Annotated in this window: 20 protein-coding genes; 4 read left to right on the top strand and 16 right to left on the bottom strand. The window is 62.1% G+C overall.

Annotated features, from left to right (window positions below):
- The first annotated feature begins 273 nt into the window (after positions 1-273).
- A complete protein-coding gene (locus AB3X86_RS22630; RefSeq protein ID WP_368597733.1) occupies positions 274-2,307 on the top strand; it encodes a glycoside hydrolase family 28 protein in 2,034 nt (677 codons plus the stop codon).
- A gap of 78 nt (positions 2,308-2,385) precedes the next feature.
- On the opposite strand, the gene AB3X86_RS22635 is transcribed toward AB3X86_RS22630, so the two are convergent.
- Positions 2,386-5,139, bottom strand: coding sequence for a putative bifunctional diguanylate cyclase/phosphodiesterase (locus AB3X86_RS22635; RefSeq protein WP_368597734.1), 2,754 nt, complete (start codon positions 5,137-5,139; stop codon positions 2,386-2,388).
- Between the two features lie 338 nt (positions 5,140-5,477).
- On the opposite strand from AB3X86_RS22635, the gene AB3X86_RS22640 reads away from it, so the two are divergent.
- Positions 5,478-6,047, top strand: coding sequence for a cytochrome b (locus AB3X86_RS22640; RefSeq protein ID WP_368597735.1), 570 nt, complete (start codon positions 5,478-5,480; stop codon positions 6,045-6,047).
- A 23-nt stretch (positions 6,048-6,070) separates the two neighbouring features.
- Here AB3X86_RS22640 and AB3X86_RS22645 read toward each other — a convergent pair whose 3' ends face one another.
- The 8 genes from AB3X86_RS22645 to AB3X86_RS22680 all read right to left on the bottom strand — a co-directional run bounded on the left by AB3X86_RS22645 (position 6,071) and on the right by AB3X86_RS22680 (position 13,084).
- Positions 6,071-6,727: a cytochrome c gene (locus tag AB3X86_RS22645; RefSeq protein WP_368597736.1), complete on the bottom strand. Its 657-nt coding sequence runs from the start codon at positions 6,725-6,727 to the stop codon at positions 6,071-6,073.
- Positions 6,728-6,818: 91 nt separating this feature from the next.
- Positions 6,819-8,204: a cytochrome C gene (locus AB3X86_RS22650; RefSeq protein WP_368597737.1), complete on the bottom strand. Its 1,386-nt coding sequence runs from the start codon at positions 8,202-8,204 to the stop codon at positions 6,819-6,821.
- Positions 8,205-8,511: 307 nt separating this feature from the next.
- The gene (locus AB3X86_RS22655) at positions 8,512-9,042 is read right to left on the bottom strand and encodes a cytochrome b (RefSeq protein ID WP_368597738.1); all 531 of its coding nucleotides are present in this window, start codon (positions 9,040-9,042) and stop codon (positions 8,512-8,514) included.
- A 64-nt stretch (positions 9,043-9,106) separates the two neighbouring features.
- Entirely contained in the window at positions 9,107-9,544 is a 438-nt protein-coding gene (locus AB3X86_RS22660; RefSeq protein WP_368597739.1) for a DUF6691 family protein, read from the bottom strand.
- Position 9,545: 1 nt separating this feature from the next.
- Positions 9,546-9,977, bottom strand: coding sequence for a YeeE/YedE family protein (locus tag AB3X86_RS22665; RefSeq protein WP_368597740.1), 432 nt, complete (start codon positions 9,975-9,977; stop codon positions 9,546-9,548).
- Positions 9,978-10,025: 48 nt separating this feature from the next.
- Entirely contained in the window at positions 10,026-10,829 is an 804-nt protein-coding gene (locus AB3X86_RS22670) for a sulfite exporter TauE/SafE family protein (RefSeq protein ID WP_368597741.1), read from the bottom strand.
- 31 nt (positions 10,830-10,860) lie between these two features.
- On the bottom strand, positions 10,861-12,168 hold the full coding sequence (locus tag AB3X86_RS22675) for an FAD/NAD(P)-binding oxidoreductase (protein WP_368597742.1): 1,308 nt from the start codon (positions 12,166-12,168) through the stop codon (positions 10,861-10,863).
- A gap of 34 nt (positions 12,169-12,202) precedes the next feature.
- The gene (locus AB3X86_RS22680; RefSeq protein ID WP_368597743.1) at positions 12,203-13,084 is read right to left on the bottom strand and encodes an MBL fold metallo-hydrolase; all 882 of its coding nucleotides are present in this window, start codon (positions 13,082-13,084) and stop codon (positions 12,203-12,205) included.
- Positions 13,085-13,343: 259 nt separating this feature from the next.
- On the opposite strand from AB3X86_RS22680, the gene AB3X86_RS22685 reads away from it, so the two are divergent.
- The gene (locus AB3X86_RS22685; RefSeq protein ID WP_368597744.1) at positions 13,344-14,759 is read left to right on the top strand and encodes a sigma-54 interaction domain-containing protein; all 1,416 of its coding nucleotides are present in this window, start codon (positions 13,344-13,346) and stop codon (positions 14,757-14,759) included.
- Positions 14,760-14,845: 86 nt separating this feature from the next.
- Here the strand turns inward: AB3X86_RS22685 and AB3X86_RS22690 are convergent, their stop codons facing one another.
- From AB3X86_RS22690 to AB3X86_RS22715, 6 genes are all read right to left on the bottom strand, one after another.
- The gene (locus AB3X86_RS22690; RefSeq protein WP_368597745.1) at positions 14,846-15,388 is read right to left on the bottom strand and encodes a hypothetical protein; all 543 of its coding nucleotides are present in this window, start codon (positions 15,386-15,388) and stop codon (positions 14,846-14,848) included.
- Positions 15,389-15,730: 342 nt separating this feature from the next.
- Positions 15,731-16,318, bottom strand: coding sequence for a membrane integrity-associated transporter subunit PqiC (locus tag AB3X86_RS22695; RefSeq protein ID WP_368597746.1), 588 nt, complete (start codon positions 16,316-16,318; stop codon positions 15,731-15,733).
- Entirely contained in the window at positions 16,315-17,859 is a 1,545-nt protein-coding gene (locus tag AB3X86_RS22700; protein ID WP_368597872.1) for an intermembrane transport protein PqiB, read from the bottom strand. Before AB3X86_RS22700 ends, AB3X86_RS22695 begins: the two co-directional genes overlap by 4 nt.
- A gap of 76 nt (positions 17,860-17,935) precedes the next feature.
- Positions 17,936-19,192 carry a paraquat-inducible protein A gene (locus AB3X86_RS22705; protein WP_368597747.1) on the bottom strand — a complete coding sequence of 419 codons (1,257 nt, stop codon included), beginning with the start codon at positions 19,190-19,192 and terminating at the stop codon, positions 17,936-17,938.
- 147 nt (positions 19,193-19,339) lie between these two features.
- A complete protein-coding gene (locus AB3X86_RS22710) occupies positions 19,340-19,561 on the bottom strand; it encodes a hypothetical protein (RefSeq protein ID WP_368597748.1) in 222 nt (73 codons plus the stop codon).
- Between the two features lie 26 nt (positions 19,562-19,587).
- A complete protein-coding gene (locus tag AB3X86_RS22715; RefSeq protein WP_368597749.1) occupies positions 19,588-20,250 on the bottom strand; it encodes a DUF3313 domain-containing protein in 663 nt (220 codons plus the stop codon).
- A 294-nt stretch (positions 20,251-20,544) separates the two neighbouring features.
- Here AB3X86_RS22715 and AB3X86_RS22720 point away from each other — a divergent pair, with 294 nt between their 5' ends.
- The gene (locus tag AB3X86_RS22720) at positions 20,545-21,141 is read left to right on the top strand and encodes a TetR family transcriptional regulator (protein WP_368597750.1); all 597 of its coding nucleotides are present in this window, start codon (positions 20,545-20,547) and stop codon (positions 21,139-21,141) included.
- Positions 21,142-21,168: 27 nt separating this feature from the next.
- On the opposite strand, the gene AB3X86_RS22725 is transcribed toward AB3X86_RS22720, so the two are convergent.
- Positions 21,169-21,399 carry a hypothetical protein gene (locus AB3X86_RS22725; RefSeq protein ID WP_176385276.1) on the bottom strand — a complete coding sequence of 77 codons (231 nt, stop codon included), beginning with the start codon at positions 21,397-21,399 and terminating at the stop codon, positions 21,169-21,171.
- Between the last annotated feature and the right edge of the window lie 95 nt (positions 21,400-21,494).

Raw genomic sequence — 21,494 nt, forward strand, 5'->3', positions numbered from 1 at the left:
ATAGGAGCCTGCCGTTGTTCATCGCGATACCTGATGACGGATGTAGTGCATCGAATGCGCAGCCGCGCGTCGAAATCATTCTAGTCGAACCGTCTCGCGCGAAATTCCAAAAGAAACTTGAACCCTCTAAACGGCTCCGGTCACTTCTTGCCGCGTCCGGGGGTGTGTAGGAAACATTCAGTAAGGGTATCCACCATGTGTACTGCCGCGAATCTTGTCTTTACTCTTCCAGACTTGTCATACAACTGATGCAATTTGTCCGGAGGAGACCCGATGTCCAGGCTGTCGTGCGATCTTGATAAAAATGCGCCCGCAACGGGCGACACCTTGCGCATTTCGCGCCGTGGCTTCATTGGGCTGGGAGGCGCGTTGGCGGGCAGCGCACTCTTGCAGGCGTGCGGCGGGGGCGGCGTTTCCGCTGCCGCGGGCGGAGGCGGCAGTTCGACGCCAGCGGCCGGAAGCACGCCGTCAACGGCCGCGGCCGACCCGATCTGGGGCCCCGACGGCTCGGCGACGAACATCATCAATGCGCTGCAGAAAATCACCCAGAGCGCTTTCCCGGCCGTCGATTTCCCGGTTGAACAGTACGGTGCCCAACCGTGCGCGGTCATCGCGCAGGCCAGCCCTTATACGGGCAGTTCATCGCCGGTGAGTACGGGTGCTGGCGCGACCAACGCACCGGGATCGTTCGATTCACGTCCCGCTTTCCTCGCGGCAATCGCGGCGTGCAGTGCCGCCGGTGGCGGCCGGGTGGTGGTGCCGGCCGGCACGTGGTATTGCGCGGGTCCGATCGTGCTGCAGAGTAACGTCAACTTCCATCTGAGCGCGAACTGCACGATCTATTTCAGCCCGAATCCCGCCGACTACGCGAAAGACGGCCCCGTCAATTGCGGCGCCAACGGCAACCTGTACTACAGCCGCTGGCAGGCAAACGACTGCCTGAACTTCGGCTCGCCCGTGTACGCGCGAAACGCGAACAATATCGCGCTGACTGGCGAAGGTCCGACATCGGTGCTGAACGGTCAGGCGATGACGCCGTTCGCCGGAAGCGGAAACACCAGCACTTGCTGGTGGACCTACAAGGGTACCAGTGGCGCATACGGCTGCGCCGGGTCGTCCACGCCGTCGCAGGCTTACACCAACCCGAACAACGTCGATCTGATGGTGGCCGTCCCCACCATTTCGGCCTCGCTGTACGCGCAGTTGACCAATCCGGCTACGCCCTGGCAGCAGGACCAGAACTACCTGCCAGCGCTCTCCGAAGCGGGCGTGCCAGTCGCGCAGCGAATCTTCGGTCTCGGCCACTATCTGCGGCCGTGCATGGTCGAATTCCTCGGTTGCACGAACGTGCTGATGGAAAACTACCGGACCAACAACACGCCGTTCTGGCAGCATCATCCGACGGACTGCACGAACGTCGTGATCCGCGGCGTGACAGCCGACAGCATCGGACCGAACAACGACGGCTTCGATCCCGACGCCTGCAACACGGTTCTGTGCGACAGCGTCACGTTCAACACGGGCGACGACTGCATCGCGATCAAGTCAGGCAAGGATCTCGACACGGAGTACGGACCGGCGCAGAACCATGTGATCCAGAACTGCATGATGAATAGCGGTCACGGCGGCATTACGCTCGGCAGCGAGATGGGCGGCGGCGTGCAGAACATCTACGCACGCAACCTGACCATGCTCAATCAGTTCTGGGCAACCAATTCGCTGAACATTGCGATCCGTATCAAGACGAACATGAACCGCGGAGGCTACGTCAAGAACTTCTATGTGAACGGCGTCACGCTCCCGCACGGGGTGAGCCTCACCGGCGGCGGCTACGGCAGCAAGATGCTGACAGGCAGTCCGATCAACAGCACCGTGCCCATCGGTGTGGCCACCGCGACCGCCGCAAATCCGTCCGCGTCGCAAGGCGGCCTGATCACGTTCGATTGCGATTACCAGCCTGCTGCCGATGCCATCCGCACCCGCCCCGCGCTCATTGACAACGTCAACATCACGAACGTCAATGCCGCGAACGTGACATTGGGCAGCACAACCGGCTCGTGTTTCCAGGCCATCGTTGCACAAGGTCCAGTCGCGTTCGACTACAACGGTCCGGCGCCTGCACCGAGCGTCCCGGCAATCACCGGCGTGACGATTTCCAACTGTGATTTCGGCACGCCTGCGGCCGCGGGCCCTGCTAGCGCCAGCACGCCGGGACCGATCTACCTCTACAACGTGCACGACATCACGTTGCAGAACGTGATCATCGCTGGGCAGACGCTCAATCAGACGCTGTCGGATCCGCGTTAAAGGCGACGGGCCAAAGAGCGGCGAGGCGCCGCTCTTTGGCGTCGCAAGGCCGAAGTGAAGTCGTCGCGCGCGGGGCTGTCACGACGAGGCATTTTGCAACTCGTGCAACTCGCCGAGCAGACTCGCCGCGTAGGCCGGAATATGCGCCGCTTGCTGTGGCGCGGCGAAGTAGTATCCCTGAATGATCTCGCAGCCGGCCTCGGCAAGAAAAGCCAATTGCTCCGCTCGTTCGACGCCTTCCGCGACGACTTCGAAACGCAGGTTGCGGGCAAGTGCGATGATCGCCCCGATAATCGTCTCATCCGCACGATTGCTGCCAATGCCGCGGATGAACGACATGTCGATCTTCAGACGGTCAGCGTGGAAGCTGCGCAGGTAAGCCAGGCTCGAGTAGCCCGCGCCAAAGTCGTCGATCGCTATGCACACGCCAATGTCGTGCAGCGCGCGCAGCGTGGGCAGCGCGCCCGGGGCAACGAGGCCTCCTTCGGTAATCTCCAGTTCCAGCCGGTCCGCGGCCAATCGCGACGCGGCAAGAGCACGGCGCACGACGGCGCCGAAATCACTCGACGTAAGCTGGCTCGGCGACACGTTGACCGACATGCGCAGCCCCGGCAGCGCTTCTTCCCAGCGCTTTGCCTGTGCACACGCAGTTTGCAGCACCCATTCTCCGATTGGCGCAATCAAACCGATGTCTTCGGCCAAGGGTATGAACGTCGTCGGGCTGACCGTGCCGAAGTCCGCGTCGTGCCATCGGATCAGCGCCTCGACCCCGCTCAGCCGGTAACTGCGTATGTCCACTTGCGGCTGGTACACCAGCTCGAAGCCGTTCTGCTCGACGGCGTTGCGCAGCTTGTGCGATAGCGCGATGCGCTGAGCCGCTTCATGTGCGAGCGAAGGCGCAAATCGCTCGACGCCGTTGCGCCCGCCTGCCTTGACCCGATACATCGCAAGGTCGGCGTGTTTCAGCAGGGTTTCGCAGTCCGTGCCGTCCTGCGGATAGCAGCTGACCCCAACGCTCATCCGGACCCGCAGTTGCATGTCGTCGATTTGCACCGGCTCGTCCAGCGTTTGCGTCACGCGCGCCAACAGCGCCCAGAGTTCGGCATCGCCGGTTGAACCCTTCAACATCGTCACGAACTCGTCGCCGCCATAGCGGGTGACCACGCCATCCGATCCGACCGAAGCCGACAGCCGCCGCGCGACTTCCTGCAACAGGCGATCGCCGGCGCCGTGGCCCAGGCTGTCGTTGATGTCCTTGAAATGATCGAGGTCGATGAACAGCAGCGCGAACTCGTGACCCTCGAAGATCGCCGTGTCGACCAGTTCGCGCAGCGTCACGCGGTTGGGCAAGTCCGTCAGCGCATCGCGGCGCGCCTGCCTGACGAGCAGATCGCGCGACTCGATGAGCTCCGTCAGGTCGCTCACCACGCTGATGTGATGCGTAACCTTTTCCGACTCGTCGCTTACTTGTGCAACGTATAGCTGATACCAGAACTCTGTTCCGTTTGCGCGTTGGCTTTTCGTCAGCGTGGTGGCCTCGCGTTTCTCGGCAATCGCCGCACCGATCTGTTGCCACAATCCGGGTGTTTCCGGCCGCGCGGAGTGATCGCCTGCGTTCTGCGGGCGCTCATAGCCGGTTATTTTCTCGAATGCCGGGTTCGCGTATTCGACCACGTCGCCGTTCGGATCCGGTCGAGTGATGAGCACGCCGTTGCCAATCGCGTCGAGGGCACGGCTTCGCAGCAATAGCGCGAGCTCGGCGTTCTTTCGCTCCGTGACGTCGACAGCTGTGATGAAGCACGCTCGATGACGGCCATAGGTCAGGAAGTGGTACGACAGTTCGACGTACACGGGCGTGCCGTCGCTGTGTCGATGCCTGCAGACACCGGCCGAGCCGCTGGTGGTGGCCGCGGCCAGCAGCGCGTGCAGATCGCGCAGAAACGACGGCAAGTCGGCTTGCGCATACAGGGCGGCCATCTCGAGCGAACATAGCTGGCGGCGCGTGCGCCCGTATTGCGATGCGGCGGCGCGGTTCGCAGCGAGGATCGATAGCGTCTCGACGTCGAAAATCAACATCGGCAGTGGATGATGATCAAAGTACTGACGGAACCGGCGCTCGCTTTCTGTTGCGATGACGCGCGCGCGTTGCCGCGCGAGACGGGCGCGATAGTGAGCGATCAGCGCATAGCAAAGAAGCAAACATGCCGCCAGCGCCGTGGTTGCAAGCACGGTCCGTTCTATCACCAGGTGGCGCGTCGCGCTGTCGGCTGCAGCCCTCAGGGAAGCGGTCTGCGCGTCACGGAGGGTCACCAACTGGGTGACGATGTTCGCCAGCATGCGGTTCGCTGCGAGCAGCTCAGGGCTGTCGACCGAGACACGGCCATCCGCGACGTGCGCACGTACCGCGATGTCGGCCAGCAGCCACGCCCAGCCGGCCGTCTCACCGCGCAGACGCCGTACCACCAGTTCGCTTCGCGGGTCGCTTGCGTAACTTTGTTCCAGCCGGTCGAAGCAGGTGGCGGCCAACACTACACGCTGCACCGGCCACGCGAAAGATGCAACCCGTGCACTGTCTAGCCCCTGCAGGAAGTCGGCGTTCGCCTGAATGTGCACGGCTTGCAGCGTCTCGATGTCATCGCGCGCACGCAGGGCGTGAATGCGCTCTGCAACGGACCGCTCGTGCCATACCAGCGTGTAACCGATGCCGACAGCAAAAATGACGAGGCCGGTCAACACCAGTGCGACGGTGATGATCAGTTGCCGGTCGACGCCATGTCGCCGCCTCCACCGGCCAATGACGCCAGCGATGCCTAAGCTCGGAATATGTTGCATCGATTCAGAATCAGCGCGCGTGAGTGCGGAACATTGATACTCGACGGCGGCATGGCTGTGCGTCAGCATCTTTTACCGGTTATTGCGCGCAGTAACCGGGCTATTGTCTCCTCAGTGAAGGTATCGGCAGCAATACGAAGAACTTGAGAATCAATCTGGATCGACCGCAGTCTGGCGGACCGATGGTTCGACGGAGAACGTTCAAAATGTGAGCCGCCGTCAGCTTGATAATTCGCTCGGAGTTTGCGCGTAGAATCCATTCACGAATCCAATACGCCAGTGTCCGGCCAGCGCTTGTGCCTGGCGTTCGTCGAAGGTCGCACATCGGAGACGCCACAGTGAAAAGCTCTGCCACTAGCTACGGTTCGATTGCCCAATTCCTTCACTGGTGCACGGCAATTCTCGTGCTCGTGACGTTCATTTATGGTCCAGGTGGATCTGAGCAGCGCGTCTACTCTTCGGCCCACGAGTTCGACCGGCGACTCCACGAGACTTTGGGTTTGTGCGTATTTGCGCTCACGCTCATCCGCCTGTCGTGGCGGCTAGTCGACACGCGTCCCGAGACACCGCCAATTTCTCGCTGGATGGTTGTTATGTCAGCAACCGTTCAATGGATGCTGTATCTGCTTCTCCTTGGATTACCGCTGACCGCCATCTCTGGCGCGTGGCTAGAAGGGCATCCGCTGACGCTGATCGGCGCTCGCAATATCCCGCCGTTGCTCGGTACTTCACATGGAGCAGGCTCAGCCATCGCATCGCTGCACACGTGGCTCGGCGACGCCATTATGTGGCTTGCGGGGTTTCACGCGTTCGCGGCTATTTTTCATCATGTGTTTCTTAAGGACGACGTCCTGGTCGGCATGCTTCCACGCTGGTTTCCGACGGGGCGGGCGCGTACTGGCCGATAAACCCGAATGGCAAGACCGCACGCCTAGTGATTCACAGCGGGACTGGCCGCCGCCTCTGTCTCTGCGGGAAACGCCTCCATGAAGGCAGCAACGGCTCGGATGTCCCGATCCGACATATTGTCGGAGATAGTCTTCATCACTTCGCCACGGGGGCGTAGCCCGGCACTCCGGAACACCAGTATCTGTTTTTCAACGTAGTCCGCGTACTGCCCGGCGAGGCGAGGAAATCCCCCTATCCCTTCCCCACGCTGGCCGTGACAGGCACTGCACGCCGGTACACCTTTGTCCGGAATGCCCAACAAGAAAATCGTCCTGCCCGAATCGATGAGCCGATGATCGGCTGGCGCTCGTGGTACCGGAGGCGGCTGGCTGGAGAAGTACGCGGCGAGTTGTTCGATTTGCGTTTCACTCAGATGCGTGAAGCCCCACATGAATCTTCTGGCATTCGGGTCGCTTCGCGCATGAGCCTTGAAGTCCGTCAGTTGATTGACGAGGTATTCCCGTGGTTGGCCCGCGAGTTTCGGAAACGTGGGAGATACCGAAACGCCATTTACGCTATGGCAATTCGAACATACCTGCAACGCGATCGTCTTTCCGGCGACCGCGGGATTGTCGATCTGTCTGGACTGCTCCAGGTTGTGGCAGCCGGTTGCGCCGAGCGATAGGGCGACGAGGATCAATCGCGCTCGTGGGAAGCGGCACGTTGAATCCTCAATGGAATTCGCTGGATGTTTCATCGATGAGCCTTCTAAAGAACGTGAGCCGATACCGTCACCAGTACGCGGCCCATAGGTATAGAAATAGCGTGTCGTTGTCGCTCGCATTGCGTCCATGGCCGTCGTAATTCGACCGGGCGCCGAGGTATTTGGTGAAATGCGTGTATTGAAGACCGACGCGGATGTTCGGAACCGGAATCCAGAAGATCTCGGGCATCCACCCTTGCGTGGCCGGCGACGAGTTCGCGCTGCCGGCGTACGCAACACTATCGGCGGTGCCAGTCACGTTGAAGAACGAAAGACTCACGCCATATTTGGCCTGATAGATGTACGAGGCTTTCAGGCGTAAGGAATTCAGATTCGCTGACTGGCTGTTGCCAAACACGAAATTATTTGGATCGCTGATGTTTTCATGGATGTAGCGTGCCTGTGCGGTGACGGTGTTCGGCTCGAGGATGTACTGGTACTGCGCATCCACACCGATGTCGCGATAGCGGGTGACTCCCTGGGTAAAGAGCGGCATCGAGTTCGCGTCGTTCGGATAGACGTTCGCATTGATGCCAAAGGTCCCCACCATGATGTTGTGCGGCCCCCACTCATGAGTCAGGGCCAGACGCCAGTACGGATTTTGACCCTTCAGATAGATCTGCGGATGGTTGGGGTCGCCGGCCTTGTTGCCCTTGCTCATGAACGACCAGATGCCATCAGCGGTGCTATACAGCGACACCTCCGCATAGACGGTCCGGTTCCAGTAGAGGTAGCCGCCTGCACCCACGACCTGCTGCGCGAGTGTGCCTTCAAGGAGTGGCAGAAACTGGGGTGAGCCGACCGTGCTGATCGAAGAGGAAATGTACGGATAACTCCATGCCGGAGAACTGTTCCACACGTCCTGCACGGTCGGATTGTTGTGCAGGGTGGTGCCGAGAATCAGGTCGCTGGCGTCCCCTATGATCCTGTCCACATAACGGAAATCCATGTTGTCGGATGCCCAGTGGCCGATCCAGTGTCCGTCGCTGCCCTGATGATCGTAGTTCGAGTAGGTGAATTGCGTGAACGCACCGATCCTGTCGGTGATCTTGCCGGCGAGGAAGATGCTGGCTGAATCAAAGATCGGCAGACCGTCTTTGGGCGAGACGATATTGCCGCTGGCATCATGGTTGAGCCTCGTCCTGGTCATGTCGAGCATCGCCATCACGGCGATCGGGACCGTACGTTCGCCGAAGGTATATCCATTGAGCTTGAACATTCGACCGTACGGCGTCAGTTCGGGAAACTGTCCGCCCGCGTGACACGCGACGCAGCTTTGCCCTGTTTGACGGGCGAATATAGGCAGCGCTCGAACGACCGGAGCAACCAGCAGGCAAAACACGGCGAGCGCCAGCATCCAGAAGTGACCCATCAGCCGATGGGCGGCATCGTCGCCTGCAATTGCCTTTGACATGTCCGTCTCCCCGACAGCCAGTTCCGCATTCGGTCATGCGCAGCGCGCACGAATCCCTGCCCACTGCGGAAACTGGGCGACAGCATCGCACTTCGCGCTCGGCATGACCGGCGTCGGATTTACATCGGCGTAGTGGGGCAAGCTGATGCCGCGTTGGGGTTGATGCTTGCCTGCGCGAAGCGCTTTCTCCAGACTCCAGAACGAGCGCGCACGCCGATTTATTCCCGCGCATGCGCTTGAACGCGCAAGGCGGGAGATCGAGAGGGGCCTTGTTGAGTTGCCGCGGCTTTGGTTATTCGGGGTCGCGCTAGATCTTCATGCGCTGTAGAACGCGGTCGCCGGAGACGAACTGATGAAACATTGCCGCAGCGATATGCAGGCAGATGACACCGAACAGCACCCACGCGAGAACGCCATGCACATCGCCCATTGCATGCCCGAATGACGAGCCCGGTGCCGACAGTGAGGGTAACGAAACAAGTCCGCCGAGGCGTACCGTCCACGTGCGCGACGAAGCGTTGATCCAGCCGAGCAGCGGCACCAGCACGAGCAGAACGTACAGCGCCAGGTGGGTGACTTTGGAGGCGACGCGAAACAGCGGCTGCAGATTGTCCGGCGGCGACGGGTGAGTCACGCGCCACAGCACCCGCAACACCATCGCCGCGAGCAGTGCGGTGCCGACGCCAAGGTGCCAGGCGATTTCGCCATCCGGCACGGTATCGCGGTGCACGTCCGGCATCGTCCAGCCGATCACGAACTGCGCGGCAACCAGCCCGACCACGAGCCAATGGAGCAAACGGGCGACGATGTCATAGCGGTGTTCAATCGAGACTTGCATAGGGGCGCCTGTGAGTTGGTTTCTGTCGAAACGGAATCGTACACGGCGGCACCTTAAGGTCAGGTTAAGAACCGGTCGCCAAGGCCGCCTGTCTGCGCCGTTCGAATAACTCGAAGATGGCCATTCCCGCGATCATCGCCGCCACGAATACCCACGCTTTGGCCGACCCGAGCCCGAGCGCGACGAGCGCGGGGCCGGGACAGAACCCTGCAATTCCCCAGCCGACGCCGAACGCGCCAGTGCCCAGCACCAGCCTTGCCGTGACGTGCGTCGACGCGGGAATTTGCAGCGGCAATCCGAGCAGCGACTTGTCGCGGCGTTTCGCGATCGCGAAGCCGATTGCCGCGACGGCCACCGCGCCCATCATCACGAAAGCGAGCGACGGGTTCCAGCGTCCGGCGAGATCGAGGAAGCCCTGCACTTTCGCGGGGTTCGCCATGCCCGACAACAGCAGGCCGAAGCCGAACAGCAGCCCGCATACGAATGAAACAGCTGTTGCCATCTTAGGCTCCGAGAAGATGTCGAATGATATAGACGGTGACGAAGCCGGCCGCCATGAACGTCGCCGTCGCGACCAGCGAGCGGGTGGCGCCGCGTGAAATGCCGCACACGCCGTGTCCGCTCGTGCAGCCGCTGCCGTAGCGGGTGCCGATGCCGACCAGCAAGCCGGCCGCGATCACGGCGGGCCACGACGCGTCGACGGTGATCGCGACAGGCGCATCGAGCGCGCGCACGATCAGCGCGGCAACGATCAGCCCGGCGACGAAGGCGACGCGCCATGCGCCGTCGCGCTTCGTCCAGCGCAGCAGGCCGCCGACTATCCCGCTGATTCCGGCGATGCGGCCCAGCAAAAGCACCATCGCCGCAGCCGCGACGCCGATCAGCAGGCCTCCGCACAGGGAGGCGATCGGGGTGAAATTGTCGAGATCGATCATCGTTCGCTCTGTTTGATTGTTGGGTGGGTTGGAGGGCAGCAGCAGCGCTTACATCAGCGCCGCTTTGACCAGCAGGCCGAGCGCCACACACACGAGGATGCTCGCAAAGCCCAACTGCACATGACGGGCGGGGATGCGATGCGACGCGAGCCGTCCGCTGAGCATGCCGGCGGCGGTGGCGCCAGTGAACCACAACGCGACTTCGAGGGGAAGTGTCGCGCCGTGCGTGGCCGTTGCGAGAACGCCGCCACTGCCGACGAGCGCGATCACCATCAGCGAGGTCGCGACGATGCCGTGCATCGACACGTCGGTCAGCTTGCGCATCATCGGCACGATGATGAAGCCGCCGCCGACGCCGAGCATACCCGTCATCAATCCGGTCAGCGAACCGGTGGCCGCGAGTGCGGCTGCGGTCGGCCAGGTCCAGCGAAAGCGGCCGGTCGCCGGGTCGACATGCGCGACGCACATCGACGATTGCGGCTCGCCCGACGCGCGGCGCGCGAGCGTCTGACGCAGCAGCCGGAACGCGACGACCAGCATCACCGCGGCGAACAGCGCGAGCAATACGCGTTGCGGCAACGCATGCGCGAGGCGCGCGCCGGCGGCGGTGGCGGGCACCCCCGCGGCGGCCATCAGCAGCGCGGCGCGATAGCGGACGAGCCGCTTGCGGAACGCCTCCAGCGCGCCCACCGCTGCGCTGCCGGCCACCGCGACGAGCGCGACCGGTGTGGCTTGCTGCAGTGGCCAGCCCATGCCGAACACGAGCGCGGGCACGGCAAGAATGCCGCCGCCCGCGCCGGTCAGCCCGAGAGTCGCGCCCACCAGCGCGCCGAGAACAAGAGACAGCAGCATCGAAGACCCCGTGAGCAGTGCGTGCCAGCGCTCAGTCCGCCAGTTGCGGATCAGCGAGCCATTCGCGTCCCTTCAGCATGCCGCGCCAGTAGAGCGGCGGCAGGATTTGCTCCTTCAGCAGCCACGCGAGCCGCGATGGCTTTTTGCCGTCGATGAGCCACGCCGGAAACGTCGGCGCGACCTTGCCGCCATACAGAAACTCGGCGAGCACGATCTTCCCGCGCTCGACGGTGAGCGGGCAGGAGCCGTAGCCGTCGTAGGTCGCGACGCCGCGCGCCGCGCCCAGCGCGGCGAGCACGTTGTGCGCGACGACCGGCGCCTGCTTGCGCGCGGCGGCGGCGGTCTTCGCGTTGGACGTGCTGGTTGCATCGCCGAGGCCGAAGATGTTCTCGTGGCCCTTGTGCCGTAGCGTGGCCTGATCGACATCGAGCCAGCCGGCCGCATCGGCGAGCGCGCTGTCGCGTATGAAGTCGGGCGCCTTTTGCGGAGGCACGGCGTGCAGCATGTCGGAGCCGGTCTCGAAGCTTTCCTTGCTGCCGTCGGCAAACGTGTGTGTGAATCTCGCCATCTTCGCGTCGCCGTCGACCGCACTCAGCGTGGAGCCGAAGTTCAGCGCGATGCCGTAACGCTCGACGTATTGCATCAACGCAGGCACGTAGTCGGCGACGCCGAACAGCGCCGCGCCGGCGCTGCGGAACTCGACGCCGATATGTTGCAGCCGACCGCTGCGGCGCCAGTGATCGCACGCGAGATACATCGCTTTTTGCGGCGCGCCGGCGCATTTGATCGGCATCGGCGGCTGCGTGAAAATGGCTCGACCCGTTTCGAGCTGCTGCGTCAGCTTCCACGTGTACGGCGCGAGGTCGTAGCGGTAATTGGACGTGACGCCGTTGCGCCCGAGCGTGTCGACGAGGCCGTCGATCGCGTTCCAGTCGAGTTTGAGGCCGGGGCACACCACTAGCTGGCGGTATTCGACGGCGCGCGAGTCGTCGAGAATCACGAGGTTTTGCGCCGGCTCGAAGCGCGTGACGGCGGCGTTGATCCGCTTCAGGTTCGCGGGCAGCACGCTGTCCATCGAACGTGCCGTCGTTTCCGGGTGGAATACGCCGGCGCCTACCATGGTCCAGCCCGGCTGGTAATAGTGCGTGTCGGCGGGATCGATGACCGCAATGTCGAGATCGGGACAGCGCGCGAGCAGGCTCGATGCCGTCGCGATACCTGCCGCGCCGGCGCCGACGATCACCACGTCGTGCCGGTGCGTCGGCCGCATCCGTTGCGAGGCGGCGGCGAGCGTGTCGGCCGCTGGATTCGAAAGGTCCGTGAGTTTCGTATTCCGCATGTAGGGTCCTCCTGTTTGTTTTACGCCGTCGCGCTTACAGGGCATCGACCGGTACCTTGATGTACGACACGCCATCGCTTTCGGGCGGTGGCAGATGGCCCGCTCGCATGTTGACCTGCACCGAGGGCAGGATCAGCACGGGCATCGCGAGCGTGGCATCGCGGGCCGTGCGCATCGCGATGAACGACGCTTCGTCGATGCCGTCGTGGACATGGATGTTCTGTTCGCGCTGCTCGGCCACCGTGGTCTCGAACAGCAGCGGCCGGCCGCCCGGCTGATAGTCGTGGCACAGATACAGGCGGGTTTGCGGCGCGAGACCGAGGATGCGCTGGATCGAGCGGTACAGCGCCGCCGCATCGCCGCCGGGGAAATCGCAGCGCGCGGTGCCGTGGTCGGGCGTGAAAAGCGTGTCGCCGATGAACGCGGCTTCTTCGCTGCCGTCGCTCGCGACATAGGTTACGCAGGCGGGCGTGTGGCCTGGCGTGTGCATCACGCGCACGGACAGGTCGCCGACGTTGAACGTCTCGTCGTTGTCGAACAGGCGGTCGAACTGCGAGCCGTCGGCGCAAAACTCAGGCCCCGCGTTGAACAGCTTGCCGAACACGGCTTGCACGCGCGTAACCTGCGCGCCGATCGCGATCTGACCGCCGAGCCGTGCTTTCAGATAGGGCGCGGCCGACAGGTGATCGGCGTGCACGTGGGTTTCGAGTATCCATTGCACACGGGCGCCGAGCGACTCCACGCGCGCGGCGAGACGATCCGCGCTTGCGGTGCAGGTGCGTCCCGACTTCGGGTCGTAGTCGAGCACGGTGTCGATCAATGCGCAATTCCTCGTGCCTGCATCCATCAGCAGATAGCTGACGGTCGATGTTGCAGGATCGAAGAAGCCCTCGACGGCGAGCTTGCCGGTTGCCATTTCGGTGGGTTCCTCACGATAGCGGACTAAGCCAGTCCGATGCGCCCACTACTGCAGGAGTCGTGCCATCAAGCCGCAGCGTCGCGGTCCTCGTTTGTAACGCACTCATTTTTAAAGACTTGTCGCGCGCGATATGGCGGATTGACGATGCGCCTGCCGGACCATCGGCATCACCCGTGGCATAAAGTCACTGCCATTTGGCAGTCGTGGCAGAAATGGCAGGTCCGGCGTATAGTGCGGCAGCCAACGAGTACCCACGATGATCCCGCCCGACATTCCGCCGCTTCCTTCGACCGAGCTTCCGTCGCAATCCTTTGGCGCGCCTGACGGCGTGGCCGCAGTGGTACCCGACGTGAGCACGTTGGTGTCGTATCTGGAGCACGATCCGCAACCGGCGATCGTGCTCGATCCGCACTATCAGATTCTGGCCGCGAACCGCGCGTATCAGCGCCAGTTCGGCGTCGAAGGCCAGGCGCACATCGGGCGCCGCTGCTATCAGGTTTCCCATCACTACGACGTGCCGTGCGATCAGGCGGGCGAGCACTGCCCGATGAAACGCGCGACGGAAAATCGCAGTGCAGATCGCGTGCTGCATATCCATCACACGCCGAGAGGCCCGGAGCACGTGGACGTCGAATTGCGGCCGATCTTCGACCGGCAAGCACGCATCGTCGCCTATGTCGAACGTCTCGCCACGGTCAGGAGCGCGTCCGCGCGGCCAAGCTCCGAAGGTCTGGTCGGGCGCGCGCCCGCGTTCAACGAGGCGATTTCCGCTTTGCAGCGCGTCGCGCCTTCGATGCTGCCCGTGCTGCTGCTCGGCGAATCGGGCACCGGCAAGGAGCTGTTCGCGCATGCGCTGCACGAAGCGAGCAGCCGCGGCCAGGGGCCGTTCGTCGTGGTGGATTGCTCGGGCATCACCGAGACGCTGTTCGAAAGCGAGTTGTTCGGCTTCGAGAAAGGCGCGTTCACCGGCGCGACGAGCCGTAAGCAGGGCCTCGTCGAAACCGCGCAGGGCGGCACGCTGTTTCTCGATGAAATTGGCGACGTGCCGCTTTCCATTCAGGTGAAGCTGCTGCGGCTGATCGAAACGGGCACCTTCAGGCGCGTGGGCAGCACCGATATGCTGCGTGCCGACTTCCGGCTCGTCGCGGCCACGCATAAGCCGCTAGAGCGGATGGTCGCGGACGGGCAATTTCGCGCTGACCTCTATTTCCGTATCAGTGCGTTTCCGATTCATTTGCCCGCGGTGCGCGAGCGTGTCGACGACATCGCGCTGCTCGCGGATTCGATCCTGACGCGCATTGCGTCGACGCGAACGGGGGCGTCGCATAAGGCGTCGATTTCGGCCGAGGCGTTGGCGCCGTTGCGCGCCTATGCGTGGCCCGGCAACATCCGGGAATTGCGCAACGTGCTAGAGCGCGCCAATCTGCTCGCCGACGGCGGCGTGATCCGCCCGGAACACTTGCCCGAGGCGGTCCGCGAAAAGACTTCCGGCGCGGCGAAGGAATCGCTGGTCGTGGGTCTGGGCTTGCCGCGCAAGCTCACCGATGCGGAACTCGCGAGCGCAGCGGCGCAGTTCCGCGGGAAGCGCAGTGAGCTTGCCGCGCAGCTCGGTTTGAGCGAGCGCACGCTTTATCGCCGGCTCAAAGCGATCGCGAGTGGTGAGGGTGACTAACGTTTTAGGCGTCGTGGCGAAACGTATGCGTATTCGCCTTCACGCTGGTGGTTCTCACCGACTGCCCGCACGCGTGCGCATCCGATTCAGCGTCGCAATAGTTCTGAAACCCGGACCCATTGGCTGCGAGGCGTGCCGGCCAGCCGGGAAAGCAAGGGAGCCTCGGGTACCAGGCACACGACCGGAAAGCAGCGTGCCCCGGTCGAAGTGAGCCAGAGCATGCGGTCGATGCCATCGGCCACACACACATATGGCTGGGTCGTCGTTTGAACAAAGGACGATGCGTTGGTCGATCGAGCAATCGATTGCGGGCGCACCCGGCATCGAACTTCAGCCAGCGGTATAGGGGCGATGCTGCCCAGCATGAAAGCTTCTTCGGCGAACGCAAGCTTTCTTCTCAGCGGGGTCGATGGTGCACGAGACGAGCAGACGAGTTCGCTTTCAGTTGTGGTCCAGTTCCGCCATAGCCCCAGCAAAGCATCGCGCCGGACTTCAACGATTGCGCGCTCTTCGTTCTTGTCTTGATCGGAGTCCACGCTCATGATGATGTGACCGCGATCGGTAGCAACCTTAAACAGAGCCGCTTTGCTAGCAACTGCGGATTCAGATGGTCCAATGTAAGTTTGCACGGTAATCCCGATCTGCAGAAAACTATTCGAGCGGACCGCGGCCGGCTCAGCGTCCAGCCAAACTGCTCCACTGTTTCAAGAATGCTCCATTCAGTGCAAGGCCCGCTCTGGCATTCGCGGGTCGGAGGCTGCGGGGGCATCGTCATTTGTGAATACATGCGTCGGCCCCGGCGCTAGAAGAATTGCGACGTTTCGCTGGAACAGTACGCTCGCTATTACGTGCGGTACTGACCAGCGTCCACACCGCTAGTCACCCGCCAGATAGAGCGTGCCGGTATCTAGGGATGATCAGATCCGTGGCGCAGGGCCGCATCGCCTTGCGAACCCGAAATCTTGCGTTTTTCACGGATGCATCATCGAATACGTGGCTGAGGCGATGTCCCAGGCAACGGATTCGAGCACCCTGTCGTGCGCGCTCACGAAGGCGTCGTACCTCCTACCTCGAGCATTTCCAGATACGACAGAGCGTCCGCTTACTCTATCGCCCAGCTTCGGCGCACGCACAGACCAGAGCACGGCCAGCTTCACCGTCCCGTCCGCCGACAAATCAAAGGTCTGCACATCAACCGAAACTCGGTACGCCGTATCGTCGGCGTGTTGCGGGTACGTGGATACGATCGCACCCGGGATGATCTGCTCGAGATCCGCGGCCAATACGCGCGGAATCTGGTTCTTGAGAGGCTCCGCCCAGCGAGCGAACTCATCGATCGACACCCGGTTCGGCTCCAGCCGCACGACCATCTGCGGTCGATCGACGAGTTCGGGAAGCGTAATCGGATCGAACGCGATCGCAACGCGTTCGACGGCCGGTGAGGTGCGGGTAATCCGGACAGGGCTCAATGTGTAAAACTTCGACGCGGGCGGGGCAGTGCACGCCACCAGACAGCCGGTTACGATGATCGACAAGGATAGCGATATCAGTCTTTTCATGGCGAATCCTCCCGCTTGCCACGGATCAGCGATTCCGGATGACGTTCGAGGTACTCCGCGAGCGAGCGGATCGACGCCGCAGCGCGCGATAATTCACGCATTGTTTCGGCCGTCTGCTGCTGTAACGGCGAGTCGCTTTGCAGCGTACGGTTCGCGGAGGTCAGCGCATCACGAGCCGCGCTCAGCGTTTCTTTTGCCCCAGGCGCAATATCGGTATTGATGGTTTTCAGCAATGCGTCCGCATCGCTGAGCGTCTTGTGCAAGTCCGCGCTGATTCCGTCAAACGGAATCCTGTTTAGCTTCGCGACGAGCGTCGTGATCGACTCCTGTAAGCCCTGCAGGTTGCCCGGCACGGTTGGCAATTGCGGTACCTTTTCATTCCAGTCGACGGCCGCTTTGGGCGCAGCCGGGAAGAAATCGATCGACACATAAAGTTGTCCGGTGAGCAGACTCGCTGTTCTCAGTTGCGCGCGCAATCCCTTCGACACGAGGTAGCCCGCAAACGCTTTTCGCGCCGACGGCGTACTGCCGGCGTCTCTTTGCCAGTCTTCTCGCGAGACCAGTCGTTCGGGAAAGATGCTGACTTCGACGGGAATGCTGAATTCCTTCCTGGCCGGATCGAAGTGCACGCGGATCGCCGACACCTCGCCGATGACGATTCCCCGGAAATCGACCGGCGCACCCACGGTCAAGCCGCGCACGGACTCGTTGAAAGTCAGCACGTATTTGTCGACGATGGCGTCATGCCGCTTCATGGCCTCGCTGCGGCTGGCAAAAAGCTCGTAGGCATGTTGGGCCTGCGCTTCAACCTTGTGAGACGAATCGGGCGGGGTTTCGAAGGCGAGGCCGCCAATCAGGATCGATACCAGCGATTCAGTGTTGACTTTGACGCCGGTCGTGTCCAGCGTTACATCGACGCCGCTCGCCTGCCAGAAACGTGTGTCATTGGTCACGTACCGGTCGTAAGGGGCATTGATGAAAACGTGGATGGTCATGCCGGCCCCGTCGGCGTCGAGCGCGTAGGAGACGATCCGGCCGACCTGGAGCCGCCGGAAGAAAACCGGCGAGCCGACATCCAGCGAACCGATGGTGCCGCTCTTCAGTACGAACTCGCGTCCGGGTGTCCCGGATGCGAGGACCGGGGGCGACTCGAGACCGGCGAAAGCGCGGCGCGCTATCTGCGAAGTACCGATGTCCATACCGATGTGAGCACCGGATATCAAGGTGGTGATCCCCGATACCGTGCCGCCCGATATGCGCGGTCGAACCACCCAGAAGCGGGTGTCGTCAACGAGCATGCGGGCGGAGTTGGGAGACATCTCCGCGTGGGCTATCACGGTCTTGTGATCGTCGGAGAGTTCGAGGCTCTTGATCACGCCGATATCGACGTTCTTGAACTTGATCTTTGTCTTGCCGGCCTCGATTCCGTCACCCGTGGCAAAACCGATCGTGATGGTCGGGCCTCTTTGCATGATGGACTGCACCGCCAGCCCGCCGGCGATCAGGAGTGCGACAAGCGGGACGAGCCAGACGAACTGCAGGCGCCAACGCGGCGGTTGTGCAACGACTGCGACGGATAGGTTGGATGCGTTCCGCTCGCCGCTCCCTCCAGACGGGTTATTCACTTCCGGGCTCCACGGCGTCCCAGATGAGTCGCGGGTCGAAGGACAATGCGGCAAACATCGTCAGCACGACCACCGCACCGAACGCGATCGCACCGGGTCCCGCATCGATCGTCGCAATTTCGCCGAATTGCACGAAAGCCACCAGAATCGAGATCACGTAAATGTCGAGCATTGACCAGCGGCCGACGAACTCGATCAGCCGATAGATCCGGGCTCGCCTGCCAGGAATGAGCGGAGATCTTGCCTGGGTGGTCCAGGCGAGAAAAACCAACGACAGGATTTTGAGCACGGGCACCAGGATACTTGCGATGAAAACGATCACGGCGAGCAGCCGCGATCCGGAGCTCCACAGAAAGACAACGCCGCTGAGGATCGTGTCCGATTGAGCGCCGAACAAGGTACTTGTCATCATGACCGGGAGCAGAACGGCCGGTATGTAGAGAACCATGGCGGCGAGCAGGAATGCCCAGGTGCGAGCGAGACTGTCGGGCTTGCGCAGATGCAGTACCGAGCCGCAACGCGGGCAGGTTCCGGGGTGGTCAGGCGCGAGCGGCTTTGAGAGCAGGCCGCAAAGTTGACAGGAGGCCAGACCGACCCGTGCCGCCGTGGTCCCGGTGCAAGTGCTCCACCCAGCGGGTGAAATGCCGACATGCGCCGGGGAAGACTCGATACGCGCCCAGATCTCAGGGCTGGAGAAAGCAGCGGTTGCGGCGGCCAGCAACACCATCAGCGCGACGAATGCAGCGATTCCGACTCCCGGAACGACGTCTGCGATGTGCTGGAGTTTGACGAGCGCAACGAGCATCGCAAGCACAAGCACCTCGATCATTGCCCAAGGGGCGACGTGTCGCAGCACCCGTAGCGCCTGTTCCGGCCGTTGCGGAATTCGGCCGAGATGCAACGGGAGAAGCAGATAGATCATTGCGGCAATGTTGAGTGCCGGCATCAACAGCGTCGTCACGATAACCAGGCCTGCGATGGGCCACGTGCCCTCTGCGTAGAGCGACGAAGCGGCTCCGAGAAGTGTGGTTTCAACGAGCGTCTCGTGAAGCCGGAACCCGAATATCGGAAAGCAGTTGGCGATCGCAAACAGGACGGCGGCAGCGAGCGTGAACGCCAGTGCGCGACCGGACGTGGCAGGCGAGCTTTTGTAGAGAACTGCGCCACAACGTGCACAACGCGCCGCACCGCCATCCGGGAGTGGCGTGACCGCTTGAAGAAAGTCGCATTCGCGACAGGCAATCAACATGGTTTTGTCCGTTCTCCGTTGTCCGGTTGCCGGCGTATGAGCCTGCAGGCCGTGCCTAAAAGACAAGGCGTCTGGGTCGTGGGTAAGCAGACCGGGTATTACGGCGAAGCGGCAGTCGCTCGTGGGCAAGGTCGGCACTCCGCGGACTCACCGTAGCGGGGAATGAATATTTGCATCGAACCCGAGAACCCACGTGATATAGACGAGTGCAGCGAAAACGCCTGCCAACGTACCGAGCACGTCCCTCGCGAGCGCACCGCGCGTGAAATGGACTGGAATGCCAACCAGCAGGTACGCCACAGAGAAGACGATGGCGACCATCAAAGGTGGGCACGCGAATGCAGCATCGACATCGGTAAGTGCAGACATGATGGGATCTCGCGGGAGTCGTAAATTCAGTGGAGTTGATCCACAAGCGCATCGGCGCCCTTGTCAAGGCCCGTTCTGGCGGCGCTCAGAGAACCGAAAGCGGCCGGGAGATTCATTGCGTTCGGGTACTGCTTCGAGACGTAGGCTTTCAGCAGTTTCCCGCTGCTGCCGTCATAGATTTCCACAGCATAGGAAACCGACCCGCTGAATGCGCCCTGTCCCCCACGGACCGCCTGAACACCGTTATAGAGATTGCCGGCAATGTCGAAATGCATGACCTGACCGACGATCGCTGTCGTTTTTTCCGCACCGGTCAGCGTGAGCTTGATCCGCAGCGTGTTCGGGCGGGCCTGCTTCGCAATGTCGAACCGTTTCGCCAGTTTCTTCGCGAAAGTCTCCGCCATGTAATTGGCCAACTCGGTTCGGTCCTCGTTCTTCATGTCGCCGAACTGGTTGTCGGTGCCCTGATACACGGCTACGGGTTCCAGCATGACTTGGGTGTACCGCGACCAGTTAGCCGGCGCCCCGTATTTGTAGGGCACCTTGCTCGAATCGCCATCGCGGTTTTGCTTCAATTGCGACGACGATGAAATAGCCGTGTAGGCGACAGGCTGCACACCAGCGCATGCCGCGAGAGATAGCGCGGCCGTGACGGAAATAAGAAGCGGGACGAGCTTGTGCGTGAACATGTTGTGTTCCTTGAAGAGGTGGCCTGACTGAGCGGCGGGGCCTCGAATGAGCGAGAACCGATGGGATCGAACAGTAGCATCGTCCAAATTGAATGTAAACCGTCTACCCGGTTTGTTTTTATGCCGCCCGCGGCGGTACAATTCCCCGAAATACGGCGACTGCCCCCTTGCGGTAACGGGTTGGGGGTGGTGTGCCGACACGCATTCGCCACGCCGGGTGCCCACCCAATACCATCGCGACGCGACAGCAATCGGGCCAGCAACGCCTCGGTTGCGACGTCATCAATATCGACAATGGACAACCAGACCCGCTCGGAGATATCCCGCAAGAAAGCAATTGATGCCGCTCTCGTCATCCTGACCCGGGAAGGAGTGGGCGGACTGACGTTCGATTCCTTGTCGCGCGAAAGCGGCATCAGCAAGGGCGGACTGCTGCATCAATTCCGCACCAGGCAAGGCGTGCTTGGTGCGTTACTCGAATACCAGCGGCAACAGTTCGAGCAGATTGCTCGTGAGTATGTGGCAAAGGAGGGCGCGTCGAAAGCCGAACCGACCCTTGCGGCCCAGATCGCCATTTACCGGGAATCGGTCAATCAGCCGCACTCCATCGCACGGGCCGTGCTTGCGGCGATTATCGAGAGCCCGAACCTGCTGGACGGAATGAAGACGTCGGACGAAGCGAAAATGGAGGCGTTGCACGACGAGGCGACGGACCCGGATTTGTCGTTGCTGCGCTACTTTGCCGCCAGTGGCCTCGCGTTTCACTCGCTGCTGGGCATGTCGCCGCTGGATGATACGGTCCGAAATCGTCTATTCGATCGGCTTCTTGACGAAGAAAAATGGCACGGTCCGCGCGCGCAAGGAAAAGGTCGCAAACGATCTGCCGGATGAACTGACGGTCGGCTCGCTGCTCGCCTCTCAATGCACGATGCCGAAGAACAGGATTGCACCTTCGGCTGGCGTCAGGCCCGCCTTGAAGTAGCCTTCGAGCCGGTCGGCTGTCGCCTCATCGAGTGTGAAGGGCGGGTGGATGTAGCCCACGGCGAATACATAGTCGTACCAGTCGCTGAGCCACGCGCGCAGTTGGATCACGTCCTGCGGGCCGATGAGTTTTTCGACCTGAGAACGCAGCGATATGTTGCCCGCCATGATTTCCCCCTTCGATGCACGATGCGTCGATGCTATGGCGATCGGCGAGTGCGTCCAATCGGCACCGGCGGAATGTCGTCTCAGGAAGGGCTGTT

Source organism: Paraburkholderia sp. BR14374, assembly GCF_040948685.1.
Taxonomy (GTDB): domain Bacteria; phylum Pseudomonadota; class Gammaproteobacteria; order Burkholderiales; family Burkholderiaceae; genus Paraburkholderia; species Paraburkholderia youngii.

What these genes read in the sequence shown, in the direction of transcription:
- AB3X86_RS22670 (WP_368597741.1), bottom strand. Translation starts at nt 10,829, where the DNA reads ATGCTGCTGTCTCTTGTTCTCGGCGCGCTGGTGGGCGCGACTCTCGGG.
- AB3X86_RS22705 (WP_368597747.1), bottom strand. Translation starts at nt 19,192, where the DNA reads ATGTTGATTGCCTGTCGCGAATGCGACTTTCTTCAAGCGGTCACGCCA.
- AB3X86_RS22675 (WP_368597742.1), bottom strand. Translation starts at nt 12,168, where the DNA reads ATGCGGAATACGAAACTCACGGACCTTTCGAATCCAGCGGCCGACACG.
- AB3X86_RS22725 (WP_176385276.1), bottom strand. Translation starts at nt 21,399, where the DNA reads ATGGCGGGCAACATATCGCTGCGTTCTCAGGTCGAAAAACTCATCGGC.
- AB3X86_RS22710 (WP_368597748.1), bottom strand. Translation starts at nt 19,561, where the DNA reads ATGTCTGCACTTACCGATGTCGATGCTGCATTCGCGTGCCCACCTTTG.
- AB3X86_RS22650 (WP_368597737.1), bottom strand. Translation starts at nt 8,204, where the DNA reads ATGTCAAAGGCAATTGCAGGCGACGATGCCGCCCATCGGCTGATGGGT.
- AB3X86_RS22630 (WP_368597733.1), top strand. Translation starts at nt 274, where the DNA reads ATGTCCAGGCTGTCGTGCGATCTTGATAAAAATGCGCCCGCAACGGGC.
- AB3X86_RS22720 (WP_368597750.1), top strand. Translation starts at nt 20,545, where the DNA reads ATGGACAACCAGACCCGCTCGGAGATATCCCGCAAGAAAGCAATTGAT.
- AB3X86_RS22695 (WP_368597746.1), bottom strand. Translation starts at nt 16,318, where the DNA reads ATGAAAAGACTGATATCGCTATCCTTGTCGATCATCGTAACCGGCTGT.
- AB3X86_RS22635 (WP_368597734.1), bottom strand. Translation starts at nt 5,139, where the DNA reads ATGCAACATATTCCGAGCTTAGGCATCGCTGGCGTCATTGGCCGGTGG.
- AB3X86_RS22680 (WP_368597743.1), bottom strand. Translation starts at nt 13,084, where the DNA reads ATGGCAACCGGCAAGCTCGCCGTCGAGGGCTTCTTCGATCCTGCAACA.
- AB3X86_RS22655 (WP_368597738.1), bottom strand. Translation starts at nt 9,042, where the DNA reads ATGCAAGTCTCGATTGAACACCGCTATGACATCGTCGCCCGTTTGCTC.
- AB3X86_RS22660 (WP_368597739.1), bottom strand. Translation starts at nt 9,544, where the DNA reads ATGGCAACAGCTGTTTCATTCGTATGCGGGCTGCTGTTCGGCTTCGGC.
- AB3X86_RS22665 (WP_368597740.1), bottom strand. Translation starts at nt 9,977, where the DNA reads ATGATCGATCTCGACAATTTCACCCCGATCGCCTCCCTGTGCGGAGGC.
- AB3X86_RS22685 (WP_368597744.1), top strand. Translation starts at nt 13,344, where the DNA reads ATGATCCCGCCCGACATTCCGCCGCTTCCTTCGACCGAGCTTCCGTCG.
- AB3X86_RS22715 (WP_368597749.1), bottom strand. Translation starts at nt 20,250, where the DNA reads ATGTTCACGCACAAGCTCGTCCCGCTTCTTATTTCCGTCACGGCCGCG.